The sequence below is a fragment of the Blastocatellia bacterium genome (genome assembly GCA_016713405.1).
GTDB lineage: Bacteria > Acidobacteriota > Blastocatellia > Chloracidobacteriales > JADJPF01 > JADJPF01.
On the sequence record JADJPF010000004.1, the window covers coordinates 248,513 to 263,775 of the forward strand.

Sequence of the window (15,263 nt, forward strand, 5' to 3'; positions counted from 1 at the left end):
TTGAGTTATTATGCTTCGGTAATTTCTTTGATTTGTACTCGTCCGCGTAAATGATTAGTTAATTGCTCAGATATGTTAGCTTGCTCTACGGCTAATAACTTTATGCTTATTACTAGACCTTTAGCAGTATATTCCGTACCTACAATAGTTAACTCAGAATGATTCTCTATAAAATAATAAAGGCTATTTTGCTCACTAAAAGCAACTTCTACTGCTATAACTATAGTAGGTTGAATTAATACACTTTGAGCCGCTTTTAGTACTGCTGATGCTCCACCTCCATAAGCCCGAACTAACCCGCCAGCACCTAGTTTTGTCCCACCATAATAACGAGTTACTACTACGCAAACTTGCTCTAAATTTGAGCCTAGAATTGCTTGTAAAATTGGTTGTCCGGCTGTCCCAGCAGGCTCTCCATCGTCGTTAAATCTATATTCATTAGGTGAAATTCTATAAGCCCAACAATTATGTGTTGCATCCAGGTGTTTTAACTTAATAGATTGTATATAACTCATTGCTTCTACTGCCGAAGTAACACGCTCACAACGAGAAATAAATGTTGATCCCTTAATACTAGTAGTAACCTCAGAACTACTAGCAATAGTGAAATATTCACGATTTGTTGACAATTTGTTGCTCCAAGTTGTTTTAGACAGCCTATTATAGCTTACCTATTACAAATATATCTGCTATTGTTTTTTCTATTTTTGTTTAACTTTCAAAATGAGGTCTTTATGTTGCTGGCTCCAAAACAATCAAAAAATATATCAAACTTTAGCAATTTATTAATTTTGAGTCTTTTTATTATATTGCTATTTACTACATCTATAGCGTGTAAAAAAAATCTTTTTTCAAAAGATGCTAATGATAATAAAACTAGTGCTGTTGAGACTGATAAAAAAGTAGAAATTAGAAATTTAAGTTATAGCGTTGAATTGCAAGAGTTTATAGAAGATAAAAAACAGGATACTAAAATACTTCTACCAGGAAAAATAGCTTATAAGGATAAAGACCAAATTAGATTACGGCTAAAAGCCAATTCTGAAGGCTATATCTACTTAGTGCAAGAGACTAGCGAACTACTTGATAAAGATCAAGGTTTAGCAAAATATGTTTGGCTATTTCCGTTAGAAAAAAAGAGAAATCTTTTAGAAGCTGATCAAGAAATCAAAATGCCTGAAGCAGATTTACAAGGTTTACAACTAGCACCAAAAGCAGGTGGAAAACTTTGGCTTGTTTTTGCAGAAAATAAATTAATGGGTTTAGAAATGATTAAAATGACTGCAAATGACCGTAAAGACCCTGTAGTAACAGACTTAGAAACTTCCCAAGCACTAAAACAAATGCTAGAAAAATATTCTGTTGGTAAAAATGAAAAAACAAGCTTAAAAGTAGATGAAAAAAATCGGCTTTCTGAAATTGCTTCTTCAGAAGCCATAATGACTGTAGCTATAGATTTAGAGTACAAAAACTAAGGTGACAAATGACAGAGCGTTTAGACCATGATCGGCTGTTTAAGGAATTATTAAGAGTTTTTTTTGTAGAGTTTTTAGATTTATTTTTTCCAGAAATATTGCAAGATATAGACAAAAACTCTATAACTTTTCTTGATAAAGAAATCTTTGTAGATGTTACATCAGGAGAAAAACATGAGGTAGATTTAGTAGCTAAAGTTAAATTTCTAGGCAAAGATGCTTTTTTTCTTGTACATTTAGAAAATCAATCTGAAGCAAGAGGTGGCTTTAATCGTCGAATGTTTCGCTATTTTTCCCGCCTACTTGATTTATATGAGTTACCAATTTACCCAATAGCAATTTTTTCTTATCAAGAACCAAAACGCCCAGAAATAGACAATTACAAAGTAGATTTTCAAAACTTTAATGTCCTATCTTTTCATTATCGAGTAATACAATTAAACCGACTTAACTGGCGAGATTATGTTAATAAACCTAATCCTATTGCTAGTGCTTTGATGGCTAAAATGGATATAAAACCAACAGAGCGAGCCAAAGTTAAATTGGAATGTTTAAGATTGCTTGTTACACTTAAACTTGATCGAGCAAAAATGCAACTTATCTCAGGCTTTGTAGATACTTACTTAAAACTAAATGCTGAAGAATTAAAAATATTCAATCAACATATAGAAGAAATAATTCCTCAAGAAAAGGAACAAATTATGGAAATAGTAACTTCTTGGATGGAACAAGGAATTCAACAAGGAATTCAACAAGGAATTCAACAAGGAAAAACAGAAGAAGCCTTATGGTTAGTATTACGTTTGCTAAAAAAACGCTTTGGTGCAATGGATGCAGAGTTAGAAACTAAACTTAGCCAATTAGCTTTAGAAAACATTGAAGAATTAAGTGAATCTCTACTAGATTTTTCTAGCTATGAAGATTTAACAAACTGGCTAAATCTTCATAACAAAGAGGGTTAAAAGATCAATTATTTACAGATTGCTTTAATAGTTCAACTATTTCTTTACGACCATCACGATCAGCAATAGAAATAGCTGTATCACCATTTAGATCTTGAATAGAAACATCTGCTCCAGCTTTAACTAGTATTTTTACTGTTTCTGGATAAGGATATTTATCAATAGCCAACATTAAAGCTGTTTGTCCTAGGGAATCTTGCTTGTTTATATCTGCACCAGCTTCTATAAATGCTTCTACGAGTTCATTTTTACCTACTAGAGCCAACATCATAAGCGGGGTTCTACCTTCTTCATTAGTAATATTTAAGTCTATACCAGCTTTGATTAAAGCTTTAATAAGTTCTGGGTTTTCCTTTTCCATTGCTAACATAAATAGATGTTGGCCTTTAGAATCAGCTAAATTAACATTAGCCCCTTTTTCAATTAATTTTACTGCAATTGGGATACGATTACTTTTAATTGCCTTAAGTAAAGCACTTTGACCTTGGCTATCTACAGTATCAATTTGCGCTCCAGCAGATATTAAAACTTCTATTGACTCAGTAGACGCAAAAGCAGAGCCAAAAAAAGAAGATACTCTCATTAAAGGAGTCTCACCAGCGTTGTTAGCTGTATTTGGATCTACTCCATAACTTATCAATTTTCTAATCATGTTAGGAGTAGTAAACCATCCATTTGTTAATAAAGTATTGCCTTGCAAATCCAATTTGATGTTGGGATCAATGCCTAAACCTAAAGCTAGCTCTAAAATTCTGGGATCACGCCCACCTAGAAAAATAGCTTCTAAAGCAAATTGTTCTTTTTCTTCTTTTGGTAAATTTTGAGCAGCAACAAATAATAATTCAATTACTGGACTAATAGGATATCTACCAGATGGAACATCTTCAACTACAAGAAAAGCCATTTTTTGTTTAGAGGAAAATTCAGAAAATGCAGTGCGATTTTTGTTATTTCTAATTTGTATATCTGCATTATGTTTTATTAATAGAGAAACTAAATCTACGGCTTCTAAATTAGTAGCTAAGATTAATGAAGTATTACCATCTTCATCTTGAACATCAACATTAGCACCTTTTTCTAAAGCTTTTTTGGCTTGATCAAAATCTTGTGACTTAACAGCTTTTAAGAGTTGACTATCAAAAGCCGTTTTAGCTTTTTTAGGGGTTTTAGCTTTTTTGTTAGGAATTTTAATAGATTTGCTTTCTGTAAAAACTTGTGCTGATGTAAGTGTTGGAAAACAAAGAAATGCTAGTGTTAAAGCAAACGTTAGTTGATAAAAAGTTTTGTTTTTTAGAAAAATCATTTTTTCTCACCTTCCCATCAATATGGTAATGCTAAAAGGTTGTTAGACTAAAAAACTGCTAATTTAGTTCCAATAAATTTCCGAAAAACTTGCTAACTATTAACTAACGACTATTAACTAGCTATTTCTGATAGAAATAAGGATAATCCATTTGGGTGGCAATTTTTTCTCTTACATCTTTTCCTGCTAATTTTTCTACTAAATATAACCCAACGTCTATTGCAGAGGACACCCCACGACTAGTAATTATATTTTCCTCGTCAACAATTCTAGTGTTTTCTACTGCTAAGCAATATGGTTTTAGCTCTTCAAATGCAATTGGATGTGTAGTAGCCTTTTTGTCAACTAAAAAGCCTGCTGCCCCAAAAATTACTGAACCTGTGCAGACAGAAACTTTTAGTTTTACATTTTTAGCCGTCTTGATCCATGCAATAAATTCGCTATTTTCTTTTAGTTCTCTAGTGCCAAACCCACCAGGAATTATCAAGATATCATAGCTATTTAATGGCTTTTTAACTTTTGTAGCTAAAAATTGTAGTCCTCGGTCGTCTGTTATAGGATTTTCTTCATAAGAACACACATCCCAAGTTAAATTAGGCATAAATCCCATAGATTTTAACCTAGTAACAGGATCATAAACCCCAATAAAATCTAGCGATGTCATTTTATTAAAAATAATAAAGGATATTTTCATTTTGCTTAGGTTAATTTTCTTAGTTGCTAAAAATAGCTTTTAGATTTGCTATTAGCTCATTATTTTCATCTACTGTTCCAACACTAAAACGAACAAAATTATTAAGCATTGGATAGCGGCTAACATCCCGGGCTAAAATGCCTTGTTCTTGGAGTTTAGACATTAATTCTAAAGGGGCAATCGCTGTTTCTGTAAGAATAAAATTAGCTTGTGAGGGAATTGGTCTTAAACCATTGATTTTACTTAGTTCTTGAAAAAGTCTTTCTCTCTCGTTAATTACATTGTCAATAATTGGGCTAAGTAACTCAAAACGTTCCATTGCTACAATCGCCGCAGTAAGCGAGAAAAAATTTAAGTTATAGGGTAATTTGGCTTTAGCAATTTCTTTTGCTAAATCTGGATGGGATAATAAATAGCCGACTCTTAAACCAGCCATGGCCATAGCTTTAGAAAATGTACGTAGTACAACTAAATTATTAAATTGTTTTAAGAGTGGTACAACCGTATGACGAGAAAACTCATGGTAGGCTTCATCTAAGATTACTAATCCAGAAAAATTACTTAATAATTCTATTAGGTCTGCATCTTTAATTACACAGCCTGTAGGGTTATTAGGAGAGCAAATAATCACTAAGTCAACGTCTTGAGCCTTTTGTTTAATTTTTTCTATATCATATTCAAAAGTATTTGTTAACGGGATACTAATAACTTCACCGCCTAAAGTTTCTATTAGCAACCGATAAAGCGTAAAAGTAGGCTCAGAAATTAAAACTTTTGTTCCTTGACCAACTGTAACCGTAAGCAAAGCTTGAATTAGTTCATTTGAACCATTTCCAGCTAAAACGCCATCAGCCCGCCAATGAGAAAACTTTGCTAAAGCTACTAGTAAATCTACTGGCACAAAAGTTGGATAACGCGACCAAGGACGATTAGCTAAACGTGTTAAAACTTCGGTTTTAATTTCTTCTGGCATGTCATAAGGATTTTCATTTTGGTTAATTTTAATTTGACACTCAGGAGCATTTAGCGTGTAAGCAGAAAGTTTTTTTACTTGTGATTTAATTTTATCTAGTGGATTAGGCATTTTGTTTGTTATTAAAAGATCTTGACAACTTAGTTGCCAAGATCGAATTAAAAATTCTATAAAAGTTATTCATCATCATCCATCAAAGGTAATTTAAAGCCTGGAATGGCTGAAAGTGGGCGAGTCGCTCGCTGTTCGGCTTGATCCATTTCAAAACGTACCATTGCAGCACGAGCATGACCTAATAGACCTTCGCTTTCGGCTAAACCTACTACAGCAGCAATAGTTTTCTCTAACTTTGCTTTATTATACTTAATAATATTAGTACGTTTAACAAAATCATAAACTCCTAAAGGTGAGAAAAATCGAGCCGTTCCACCTGTTGGGAGAACGTGATTTGGCCCGGCTAAGTAATCTCCAACAGCTTCACAGGAATAAGGGCCTAGAAAGATTGCTCCTGCATTAGTAATATTAGCTGCTACTTTTTCTTCGTCATTTACCATTATTTCTATATGTTCTGGTGCAATATGATTTGCTAGTCCGCAAGCTTGTTCTAGTGAACTTACCACAAAAATAGCACCATATTTTTCTAGTGATTTTTCTGCAATGTCTTTACGTGGCAAGACAGATAAACGTTTTTGGACTTCTATTTGTACTTCTCTAGCATAGGCTGGATTAGTGGTAATTAGAATGGCTGATGAAGACATGTCATGTTCGGCTTGAGATAAAAGGTCTGCTGCAACATATCTAGCAGGAGTTTCTGAATTTGCAATTACTACAATTTCGCTTGGCCCAGCAACACTATCAATGTCTACTGTCCCATAAAGCATTTTTTTAGCAGCAGTTACATAAACATTTCCTGGCCCAACAATTTTATCTACTTTAGGAACTCTCTCTGTTCCAAATGCTAATGCTGCAATAGCCTGCGCTCCACCTATTGAGTAAACTTCTGTTAAGCCAAGTTCATTAAGTGTTGCTGCTATCACAGGATTAGACATAAAAGTTGTAGGAGGTGTAACAACTACAATCTTTTTAACTCCAGCCATAATTGCTGGAACTGCATTCATAATTAATGTTGAAGGATAAGCTGCTTTTCCACCTGGTACATAAAGCCCAACGCTATGAAGTGGAATAAGCCGTTGACCAAGTGTTACTCCATCTTCATCAGTAAATTCCCAAGATTCTTGTAATTGATGTTTATGAAATGCTTTTACATTTTCGATTGCGCGTCGGATAAAACCTGTTAATTGTGAGCTTACTTGAGAGGCTAAGGTTTGAATTAAATCTGGATCAACACGCAAATTAGCTGGAGTAATGGCAATTCCATCAAAACTTTGAGTAAAATCACATAATGCTTCATCCCCTAAAGTGCGAACCTGTTCAATTACATTAGCTACTTTAGCTAAAAGCTCTGGTTCTAAAACCAAATTACGATTTAAGATAGCTGTTAAGCGAGGATGGCTAGCTGTTTGGCTAAGGTTTACTATTTCTATCATAAGTTAATGGCCTATTTGATTTTGTGAAATTTGTTTTTCTTTTAATAAATCTATTAGCTCTATTATAGCATCTCGTTTAAGTTGAAAACTTGCTCGATTGGCGATTAGTTGAGCAGTTGTTTTGGTGATGATTTCTTTTACTTCTAAACCGTTTTCTATAAGTGTTTGACCTGTTTCTACTAAATCAACTATATAGTCTGCTAGTCCAAGTAAAGGTGCTAATTCAACAGAGCCTGAAAGCTTAATAATCTCTATAGCTAGACCACGAGATTGAAAATATTCTGTAGCAATACGGGGGTATTTACTAGCAACTCGTAATACTGAAAATTTACTAATATCTTTTTCATTGGTTTTTCCTGCAACTGCAATACGACAGTAGCCAAACCCTAAATCTAAAGGTTGATGTACGTCGGCAATAGTCTCTAATAATACATCTTGACCACAAATTCCAATATCTGTTATTCCATGTTCAACATAAACAGGGACATCTGAGGGTTTTACAAGTACAAAACTATATTTTTGGTTTTCGTCTGTTAGCAATAATCGTCTAGAGTTTAGTTGCTCTGAAGCAATATTAATACCTACTTTATTAAAAAGTTTCATTGCCTCATCTTGCAAACGGCCCTTAGCTAATGCAATAGTCAAATTAGTCATTATATTTATCTACTTTTTCTAGCTGCCTTTTCTGCACTTGAATCTTTTTCTTCTGGTGCTGCTGCAACAACTTCTGTGCTGCTGCTTGTATGTGAAGAGGGTAAGTCATAATTAAAAATTTCTTTTACTCTTTGGTCATAGAATTGTTCCCATTCAACTAAAAAGCGTTGTTGAATATCGGGCGGGAAGGCGCGATTGGTACGGATTTGTTTAACACGCTCTGCATAAATTGCTTGAAGGGTGGCTAAAGTTTCAGCATCTTGATGAAATTCTGCTTGGATTTGTTCTAACGTTTTTTTCATGTTACCTCTTTTTTATTTTGTAAAAGTAAGCACCAATGAAAGGCTATTTTTTGGCTTGCTTTTTAATATCTTGTTCTAAGCGTTTTATATCATAAGATTGATACCATTTTTCTAAATTTGTTAACTTTTCTTTTTGTTTTTCTGTTAAACGCTTGCGTTTATTTATAGCTACAATACATTGATTTACTTTTTTAAGCCTAACAAACATATCTTCTAAAGGCATATCTTCAATAACTTCAATCTCATAGAGCAAGCCCCAGGCCAATTGAATTTGTTTATCTATGGATAATCTACTAATTTGCATTTGCCCTAGGCTCCTAAATTAAAAAAGATAAAATAACACGGAAATTTGTCTAGGAAAAATGGTCTGAAAGATATCTTTGCTGGCAAGATCTGTAAACATAATGTAAAATTTTTGTCAAATCATAAACCTACCTTTTGCAAGCAATTTTAGGAGCAAAAAATAATGAATAAAATCGTATGGGCTGCATTAATTCTAGCTGCCTCGGCTGTTAGTCCTGCATACGCACAACAACAACCGTTAGTAGCTGAACAAATAACTAGAGATAACGCTGCAACGCGCCTTTTTTCAGGCTCAGATCCCAATGGTGGAATTGGTGACTGGTATCTTTCTAATGGCAAAGTAGAAGCAATTATTGATAATGTCGCATTTCAAGAAGATTTATTAAGAATCGCAAATATTGGCCGACCACAACAAAACGGTATAGCTCCCACAGGAGGCACTCTAATTGATTTAGGGCTAGTGGGAAAAAATAATGATCAATTTAATTCAATGTTTCAAGTTTGTAATATTGACCCTTCTAACACGTTTTTCTATACAGGTATTAAATCAGTTTCTACAGATAATCTTGCAAGTATTGTAGTAGATGGAATAGTTTTATTTACAGGAGTTTCTACTTTACCAGGTACAGGCGGCCCTGGCCCAACTTTAGTTGGTCAAACTGTTTATTCTATTGCACCTGGAGATGATTTTATTACCGTAACTAGCACCATTATAAATAATGGTACTGCTCCAGTCCCACTTTTTAACGTAACAGATGCTTTTCCCCTTGTAGGACGTTCAATTTTACCTTTTGCTCCATTCCCTAATCGTGGATTTAATGCACCTAATTTAATCCTTAATGCTACTGGTATTGCTGCTGCATTAGGAACATTTCCTTATGTTTCAATGGTAGGAAATGTTCGTCCAGAAGATGGAATAATGGACACAGTTACAAAAGATAGTTGTGGTGAAGTTGCTTATGGGGTGACAGCCGTAAGTAGTGCTATTGATCCAGATGGCCCGGCTGGGCCAAATGCGCCAGTTGTTACAAACCTTCCAATACTTCTAGGTGTTGCAAGTGCTGAAGTTACAGCAACAGGAAATCCTTTTAACCCTGCTCAATCTCCAATGGTTGCACCTGGTGCTTCATTTAGTTACACTCGACGAATTTTTGTTGGTGAAAGAAATGATGTTGCTTCTGTGTCAGATCCTATTTTTAGACGTGCTTTTCCTGCTGCTGCACTTGGTACTTTAACAGGTGATATTGATTCAATGGAAGGTACAGACCTTGAAGCTAATATAATCATTACAGGTGCTTTATCACCATTCTTTTCCGCTACAACAACTTTACCTGTAACCCAAGTGCGTACAGATAAAACAGGTAAGTTTTCAGCTACTTTACCTGCTGGAGAATATACTTTAAGCATAGTTTCACCTAATAGAGATGACTTAAATGGAGTAAAAGTTACTGTAGCACCTGGCACAACTACAACAGCCACTATTCCCAAACTTAGTGCAGCAGGTTCAGTAAGTTTTACTGTTGCTGAAAAGGGGCAACCCGTTCCAGCTAAATTAACTTTTGTTGGTATAGAAGGCACACCAAAACCAGACTTTGCTAGATTTTTTGATGCTAGAATATTTGACCCAATGACTGGCAACACAATGCTAGATTTACAAGCTAGCACATTTACTAGCACACCAGCTGCTAACTTTGTTTTTACTAGCACTGGAAGCGGTAAACAAATCCTTAAGCCAGGTCGCTATCAAGTTATAGCTTCTCGTGGCCTAGAATATACCATTGCCCAACAAACAATTACCGTTACTGCTGGTCAAGAAACTAGTATGAATTTTGCTCTTGAACGTGTAGTTGATACTAAAGGCTTTGTTTCCGCAGATTTCCACGTCCATTCAGGTAAAAGCTTTGATGCCTCTGTTCCAATAGAAGACCGTATTCGTAGCTTTGCAGCAGAAAATGTTGAAGTAGTAGTCTCCACAGAACATAACTATATTGCTGATTACGGCCCAGTTGTTAGCAAGTTACTTCTAAACAAGTTTATGAAAACTGTAGTTGGTGATGAAATGACTACTAGCTTGCCTACACCACTATTTCCACAAGCTTTTGGTCATCATATCGCTTTCCCATTACTAGAAGATCCTTTTGCTCCTAGACGTGGCGCACCATTTACCGAATATGTCCCAGCAGCAACATTTTATGACCGCGTTAAAATGATGAACCCAGGTGTAAAACAAGTAATCCAACTTAATCATCCTCGAGCAGGTGTTGCAGGTCTAACCCTAATTGGACTATTTAATATTATTAATTATAGTCCTACTAGACCATTACCTATTGCTTTTACTGTGGGTAGCCAACTAGGTACAACAACTAAGAATATTGACTTTGATGCTATGGAGCTTTACAACGGTGATAGCATTGGTGGCTATCAAGTAACTCGTAATGATTGGGTAGGGTTAATTAACCAAGGCTTTATTAAAACTGCTACAGCCGTGTCTGACTCACATCGTGCCGTAGTAGAAACTCCAGGTTTTCCAATAAGCTATGTTGCTAGCCCAACCGATGACCCAATGGCAGTAACAGATGATATGGTGACAACTGCTGTGCTAGCTCGTAATGTGGTAGGTACATCAGGGCCGTTTATTCGCTTTAATGTTCAAGGTCAACCTGTAGGCTCAATAGTGACTAAGAGAACAGGCAAAGTAAAAGTTGATATTACTGTTAGTGCGCCAGCCTGGTTCCAGTTGAAGAAGTGAGAATTTTAGAAAATGGCAAAGTCATTATGACTTTTGACGCTAATAGCAAAGTAAAAGTTAATCCTGCACCTACTGATCCTACTTCAAATCTAGGTGTGGAACGCTTTAAGGTGACAGGTCTTAAAGTAAAAACTACTAAGAAAGATTCTTTCTTAACTGTTGAAGCTGGCATCAAATTACCTGCAATTGCTGACTTAAATGGTGATGGTGTAGTTGATACAGGCGACACAAACGGCGATGGCACAATAAACGCGAGTGACAGAGGGCTTGTTCAACCTCCTTCACCACCGATTTACGCACAAATTGCACCAAACTTTACTTCCCTAGGTTTTACCAATCCAATTTTTATTGACCGTAATGGGAATGGTAGATTTGATGCTCCTGGCATTAGTGCTACAGCAAAAATAATTGATACTCCAGACCAGTTAGTTGATATTAGTGATCGAGGTGATGAATCACCAGTTCATAGCCATCATCTTAATTTCCCATGGTATCAATTAAAAGTTGGTGCTGAGGAAATAAACCTATTTCATAAGTTGTTGGATGATGCTACTCGTAAGCTAATCCAACCAAATGGAAATGAAGATGAGAAATAAATTTTTAGCCTTAATACTAATAATTACTAGTGCCACAACAATTTTTGGGCATGATGTTCCAAAAGAAGAAGTTGTTGCTTATATAAATAGTAAAGAAGTTAAAGAAAAAGCTTGTGTTGAAAAAGCTGAAATCCAAAAAGACTTGCCCCGACTTTTAATTGTAGAAGTTGGCGAGTGTTGGTTTAAGTTAGGCGAAAAAGAGCGACGAGAATTTGCTCAAAAATGGTATAAAGCCTGGCGACATAGCGTTGCAAAAGGTATTGTCTCCATAGTTGAAAAAGGCACAAGTAATGCTGTTGTTAACTTTCGCCCTGATGGACAAGTGGATTTAACTAAGTAATTATTAAGTTACACCAAAGTAATTTTACAAAACTAAAGCGGGCAAAACGCCCGCTTTTTTATTTTAAATATAAAAATTTTTGCTAACAACTATGTAGCTTATAAAACTTCTTTTAAGTGTTTTAAGCGTTGATTTAATAGGTCTAAGCCTGTATAAACTCTAGTTTTTACTGTACTTACTGGAAGGTTAAGAACTTCAGCGATTTCATGAAATTTTAGCTCTTGATATTCTTTCATTATTATTGCCTGTTGCATTTCTGTAGGTAGTCCTGCCAAAGCCTTTCTTACTACTTCTGATACTTCTTCACGTTGTAAAGTGTCATTAATATGTTCCGTGCTAGTCATAGGTTCAAAACCTTTGTCTTCTAGTTGTTGTTCTAAGGAAAGGTCATTATTTCCTGATGAACGTAGGCGGCTATGACAATAATTAATGGCAATGCGGTAAAGCCATGATGAAAATTTTGCTTCACCACGAAACTTGCTTAAATTGCGGTAGGCTGACATAAAGGTTTCTTGACAAATATCTGCTGCTTCGTCGTCTCGTTTTAGGATACGAAAGGCTAAAGCATAAATTTGGCGTTCCCAACGACTAACTAAAGTATTAAATGCTTCTACTTCACCATTAAGTGTTAATTCAATGATTTTGTTGTCTGTGAGTTCCATATATTAAAAAGTGTATATTTATAGTATACCTAATTAACAAGGATTTTATCTTTGATAAGTCGTTTTGAATATTGTGTTAGAATAAGGCAATCTTTTTAGCAAAAATTTGGAAAAATTTATGGATAGTAACAAAGGGCCAAAGCTAGATAAATCTTGGCAAACAGCAATGGTGGCTGTAGGTCTAGCGTTTTCTTTGCCTGGAGCATTTGCTGGGCCTATTTTGATTGGTTATTTTTTAGACAAATATTTTGCTACTAGCCCAGTGCTTGTAATCATAGGGCTTTTTCTAGGTTCCTTTACTGCAATAGCAGAAGTTTATTTAGTTATGAAAAAAATTAACACTCTGAAATAAATAGGTTTATCGGCAAAATAAAAGCATCTTAGCTTGACTTGCTTTTATAAGTGCTGTTAGGATCAAACGCCTTTCAAAAACTTCTCTTCGGGGGTGACAGGCTTCGACGGGGATACATGAGATTGGTAGATGCATGTCGGGAACTATGTAACCCGTAAACTGCATAGAAAAACTAACTGCAAACACGCAGAATTTAGCCCTAGCAGCTTAATAGGCAGCTAGCGTTTTTAGGTTATCTTGCCCGTGGGTAGCTTAGAAACGTCACTTTAGCGGGCTGGTCGTTTAGTTGTGATCAGGGCTAGACGACAAGAAATACTGAACTAGTTGCTTATAATGCTTGTCCTTTCCACTGTTATAAGCAATGAAATTAATAGGAAGGGAATACACATGTAGATTCTACCGTTGAAGATCTTCGGACAAGGGTTCGATTCCCTTCACCTCCATCATTAAAATATACAAATCTATAAATCTAAAATTCTCTTAAAATCCTTATTCCTAAGCGATAAAAAGAAGAATTTTGCTAGACAGCCTATTTTCTATTGTTTATCATTTTGCCCGTTAAGGAAACTTTTATGTATAGTGCAGAACAATTGCCAGGGCTAATCCTAGACCGAAAATATAAGATAGTTCGTCAACTTGGTGATGGCGGAATGGCTTATGTATTTGCGGCTGAACGCTTACATATAGGTGATATAGCGGCAATCAAAATACTGCACCCAGATTTAGCTAAAGATGCTTTGAAAAAAAGACGGTTTCAATTAGAAGCCTATACCACAGCAGCAGTTAAACATCCAAATGTTGTTTCTATTTTTGATTATGATGAAACTGAAACAGGCCAACCCTATTTAGTCCTAGAACTACTAAATGGTTTAACCCTTTCTAGTTATATTAAGCGTGGGCGAGTCTTAAGCGTTGGACGTGCAGTAGATATTATTACCCCAATTTGTGCAGCATTAAACCTAGCGCACCAAAAAAATATCCTACATCGAGATCTTAAACCTAGTAATATTTTATTACATAAATTAGAAGATAATACGGAAGTAGTAAAATTGATAGATTTTGGGATTGTAAAAATGCTAAATGATGATAGCAATCCTTTAACGCAACAAGGTTTTGTAGTTGGCACACCAGAATATCTTTCCCCAGAACGCTATATGGGTCAACAACTTGATGCTCGTTCAGATATTTATAGCTTAGGTATTTTAGTTTATAGAATGTTAAGCGGACGAGTTCCCTTTAATGGTCAAACAGCAACAGAAATTTTACAAAAACACTTAAAACAGCCTGTACCACCATTAAGATTACTTAATAGTGCAGTCTCAGAAGAAGTTGAAGCCGTAATACTAAAAGCTTTAGCTAAAAAACCTGCTGATAGACAGTCTTCGGCTGTAGAATTTGCATCAGAATTGGGTGAGGCGCATATTAGTTCTGGAGATACACTGGATCATTTCTCATCTATAGATAATAATTAATTTTTGATAACTCAATCATTTTATTATACTTAAGGAGAAAATATTAGTATGGCATTATTATCTGATGTTGTAGAAAAACTTTATCAAAAAATAGACACCCTAACAGTAAAACAATTAGATGAACTTCCTTGTGGGGCTATTCAATTAGATGAACAAGGAAAAATCTTAAAGTTTAATGAATATGAGTCAAAGCTAGCTCAACTTCAAAAAGAAAGTGTAATAGAAAAAACTTTTTTTACAGAAGTTGCTCCATGCACAAATGTAAAGGAATTTTATGGACAATTTAAGCAAGGGGTGACAGAAAAGCAACTTAATGAAAAATTCCGTTATCACTTTGCTTTTAAGCAAAATCCTAGAAATGTTTTAGTAAATCTATTTTATAGCGATATGACTAACACTGTTTGGGTTTTTGTTCGTCCAATAGAGTAAGTAAAGAAAGTTTTTAGAAATAATTAAAAATGAATTTCTATTTATTATTTAACTTTGTTGGACTGTTTGTTTTTACGGGTCTTTTAGCCCAAAATTCTTCTGATGAACTTATTGCAGCTTATAGAGAAGCTCATAAACATAAAGATTTAGCGGCTGTTTTATCTCTTTATTATTGGCAAGGGGTTGATGAAAAAGTAAAAAACTCAGTTACAAGTAATCAAAAACGCTATCTTGACTATAAAATAATAGATATAAAGATTTCTAAAGCTGCACCAAGAAAATATAAACCTTTTATTCTCAATGGGAAAAGATATATAACTACTTTAGAAGTAACAGAGGTTCTAAAAGTAAACTTTGACCATACAAACGGCCTTTCTAAGGAAGTCACCATTCCTGTAGGCCAAAAGTCAGGTAAATACTATTTTGTCACCGCTAGACCAGAATAACTTG

18 protein-coding genes and 1 other RNA gene are annotated in these 15,263 nt (G+C 34.9%); 10 read left to right on the plus strand and 9 right to left on the minus strand.

Annotated elements, in window-relative coordinates; all coding sequences use genetic code 11:
* Nucleotides 1–8: 8 nt before the first annotated feature.
* Nucleotides 9–629, minus strand: coding sequence for a YigZ family protein (locus IPK14_07360; GenBank protein MBK7993240.1), 621 nt, complete (start codon nucleotides 627–629; stop codon nucleotides 9–11).
* 162 nt (nucleotides 630–791) lie between these two features.
* Here IPK14_07360 and IPK14_07365 point away from each other — a divergent pair, with 162 nt between their 5' ends.
* Both IPK14_07365 and IPK14_07370 read left to right on the plus strand, forming a co-directional pair.
* On the plus strand, nucleotides 792–1,475 hold the full coding sequence (locus IPK14_07365) for a hypothetical protein (GenBank protein MBK7993241.1): 684 nt from the start codon (nucleotides 792–794) through the stop codon (nucleotides 1,473–1,475).
* Nucleotides 1,476–1,483: 8 nt separating this feature from the next.
* On the plus strand, nucleotides 1,484–2,437 hold the full coding sequence (locus IPK14_07370) for a DUF4351 domain-containing protein (protein MBK7993242.1): 954 nt from the start codon (nucleotides 1,484–1,486) through the stop codon (nucleotides 2,435–2,437).
* Between the two features lie 4 nt (nucleotides 2,438–2,441).
* On the opposite strand, the gene IPK14_07375 is transcribed toward IPK14_07370, so the two are convergent.
* From IPK14_07375 to IPK14_07405, 7 genes are all read right to left on the minus strand, one after another.
* Nucleotides 2,442–3,740: an ankyrin repeat domain-containing protein gene (locus tag IPK14_07375; GenBank protein ID MBK7993243.1), complete on the minus strand. Its 1,299-nt coding sequence runs from the start codon at nucleotides 3,738–3,740 to the stop codon at nucleotides 2,442–2,444.
* Between the two features lie 121 nt (nucleotides 3,741–3,861).
* Nucleotides 3,862–4,434 (minus strand): DJ-1/PfpI family protein, encoded by a 573-nt coding sequence (locus tag IPK14_07380; protein ID MBK7993244.1) that lies wholly within the window; start codon nucleotides 4,432–4,434, stop codon nucleotides 3,862–3,864.
* 19 nt (nucleotides 4,435–4,453) lie between these two features.
* Nucleotides 4,454–5,518 (minus strand): histidinol-phosphate transaminase, encoded by a 1,065-nt coding sequence (hisC, locus tag IPK14_07385; protein ID MBK7993245.1) that lies wholly within the window; start codon nucleotides 5,516–5,518, stop codon nucleotides 4,454–4,456.
* Between the two features lie 65 nt (nucleotides 5,519–5,583).
* Nucleotides 5,584–6,954 carry a histidinol dehydrogenase gene (hisD, locus tag IPK14_07390; GenBank protein ID MBK7993246.1) on the minus strand — a complete coding sequence of 457 codons (1,371 nt, stop codon included), beginning with the start codon at nucleotides 6,952–6,954 and terminating at the stop codon, nucleotides 5,584–5,586.
* A gap of 3 nt (nucleotides 6,955–6,957) precedes the next feature.
* Entirely contained in the window at nucleotides 6,958–7,608 is a 651-nt protein-coding gene (locus tag IPK14_07395; GenBank protein MBK7993247.1) for an ATP phosphoribosyltransferase, read from the minus strand.
* 5 nt (nucleotides 7,609–7,613) lie between these two features.
* Complete coding sequence (locus IPK14_07400; GenBank protein MBK7993248.1) at nucleotides 7,614–7,910, minus strand: hypothetical protein; 297 nt, start codon at nucleotides 7,908–7,910, stop codon at nucleotides 7,614–7,616.
* Nucleotides 7,911–7,953: 43 nt separating this feature from the next.
* The gene (locus tag IPK14_07405) at nucleotides 7,954–8,214 is read right to left on the minus strand and encodes a hypothetical protein (GenBank protein ID MBK7993249.1); all 261 of its coding nucleotides are present in this window, start codon (nucleotides 8,212–8,214) and stop codon (nucleotides 7,954–7,956) included.
* Between the two features lie 162 nt (nucleotides 8,215–8,376).
* Between IPK14_07405 and IPK14_07410 the strand changes: the two genes are divergently transcribed.
* Genes IPK14_07410 through IPK14_07420 form a run of 3 tightly spaced genes read left to right on the plus strand, consistent with a single transcriptional unit; the run spans nucleotide 8,377 to nucleotide 11,898 of the window.
* Complete coding sequence (locus tag IPK14_07410; protein MBK7993250.1) at nucleotides 8,377–10,962, plus strand: CehA/McbA family metallohydrolase; 2,586 nt, start codon at nucleotides 8,377–8,379, stop codon at nucleotides 10,960–10,962.
* Entirely contained in the window at nucleotides 10,959–11,558 is a 600-nt protein-coding gene (locus tag IPK14_07415; protein ID MBK7993251.1) for a hypothetical protein, read from the plus strand. Before IPK14_07410 ends, IPK14_07415 begins: the two co-directional genes overlap by 4 nt.
* Complete coding sequence (locus IPK14_07420; protein MBK7993252.1) at nucleotides 11,548–11,898, plus strand: hypothetical protein; 351 nt, start codon at nucleotides 11,548–11,550, stop codon at nucleotides 11,896–11,898. The genes IPK14_07415 and IPK14_07420 overlap by 11 nt, the downstream gene beginning before the upstream one ends.
* A 98-nt stretch (nucleotides 11,899–11,996) precedes the next feature.
* Here IPK14_07420 and IPK14_07425 read toward each other — a convergent pair whose 3' ends face one another.
* Nucleotides 11,997–12,560: a sigma-70 family RNA polymerase sigma factor gene (locus IPK14_07425; protein MBK7993253.1), complete on the minus strand. Its 564-nt coding sequence runs from the start codon at nucleotides 12,558–12,560 to the stop codon at nucleotides 11,997–11,999.
* 118 nt (nucleotides 12,561–12,678) lie between these two features.
* Here IPK14_07425 and IPK14_07430 point away from each other — a divergent pair, with 118 nt between their 5' ends.
* The 5 genes from IPK14_07430 to IPK14_07450 all read left to right on the plus strand — a co-directional run bounded on the left by IPK14_07430 (nucleotide 12,679) and on the right by IPK14_07450 (nucleotide 15,259).
* Nucleotides 12,679–12,912, plus strand: coding sequence for an AtpZ/AtpI family protein (locus tag IPK14_07430; protein MBK7993254.1), 234 nt, complete (start codon nucleotides 12,679–12,681; stop codon nucleotides 12,910–12,912).
* Nucleotides 12,913–13,001: 89 nt separating this feature from the next.
* Nucleotides 13,002–13,358, plus strand: a transfer-messenger RNA (tmRNA) gene (gene ssrA, locus IPK14_07435).
* Nucleotides 13,359–13,484: 126 nt separating this feature from the next.
* Nucleotides 13,485–14,384 (plus strand): serine/threonine protein kinase, encoded by a 900-nt coding sequence (locus IPK14_07440; protein MBK7993255.1) that lies wholly within the window; start codon nucleotides 13,485–13,487, stop codon nucleotides 14,382–14,384.
* 48 nt (nucleotides 14,385–14,432) lie between these two features.
* On the plus strand, nucleotides 14,433–14,813 hold the full coding sequence (locus IPK14_07445) for a PAS domain-containing protein (GenBank protein MBK7993256.1): 381 nt from the start codon (nucleotides 14,433–14,435) through the stop codon (nucleotides 14,811–14,813).
* 29 nt (nucleotides 14,814–14,842) lie between these two features.
* Entirely contained in the window at nucleotides 14,843–15,259 is a 417-nt protein-coding gene (locus IPK14_07450) for a hypothetical protein (GenBank protein MBK7993257.1), read from the plus strand.
* The last annotated feature ends 4 nt before the right edge of the window (nucleotides 15,260–15,263 follow it).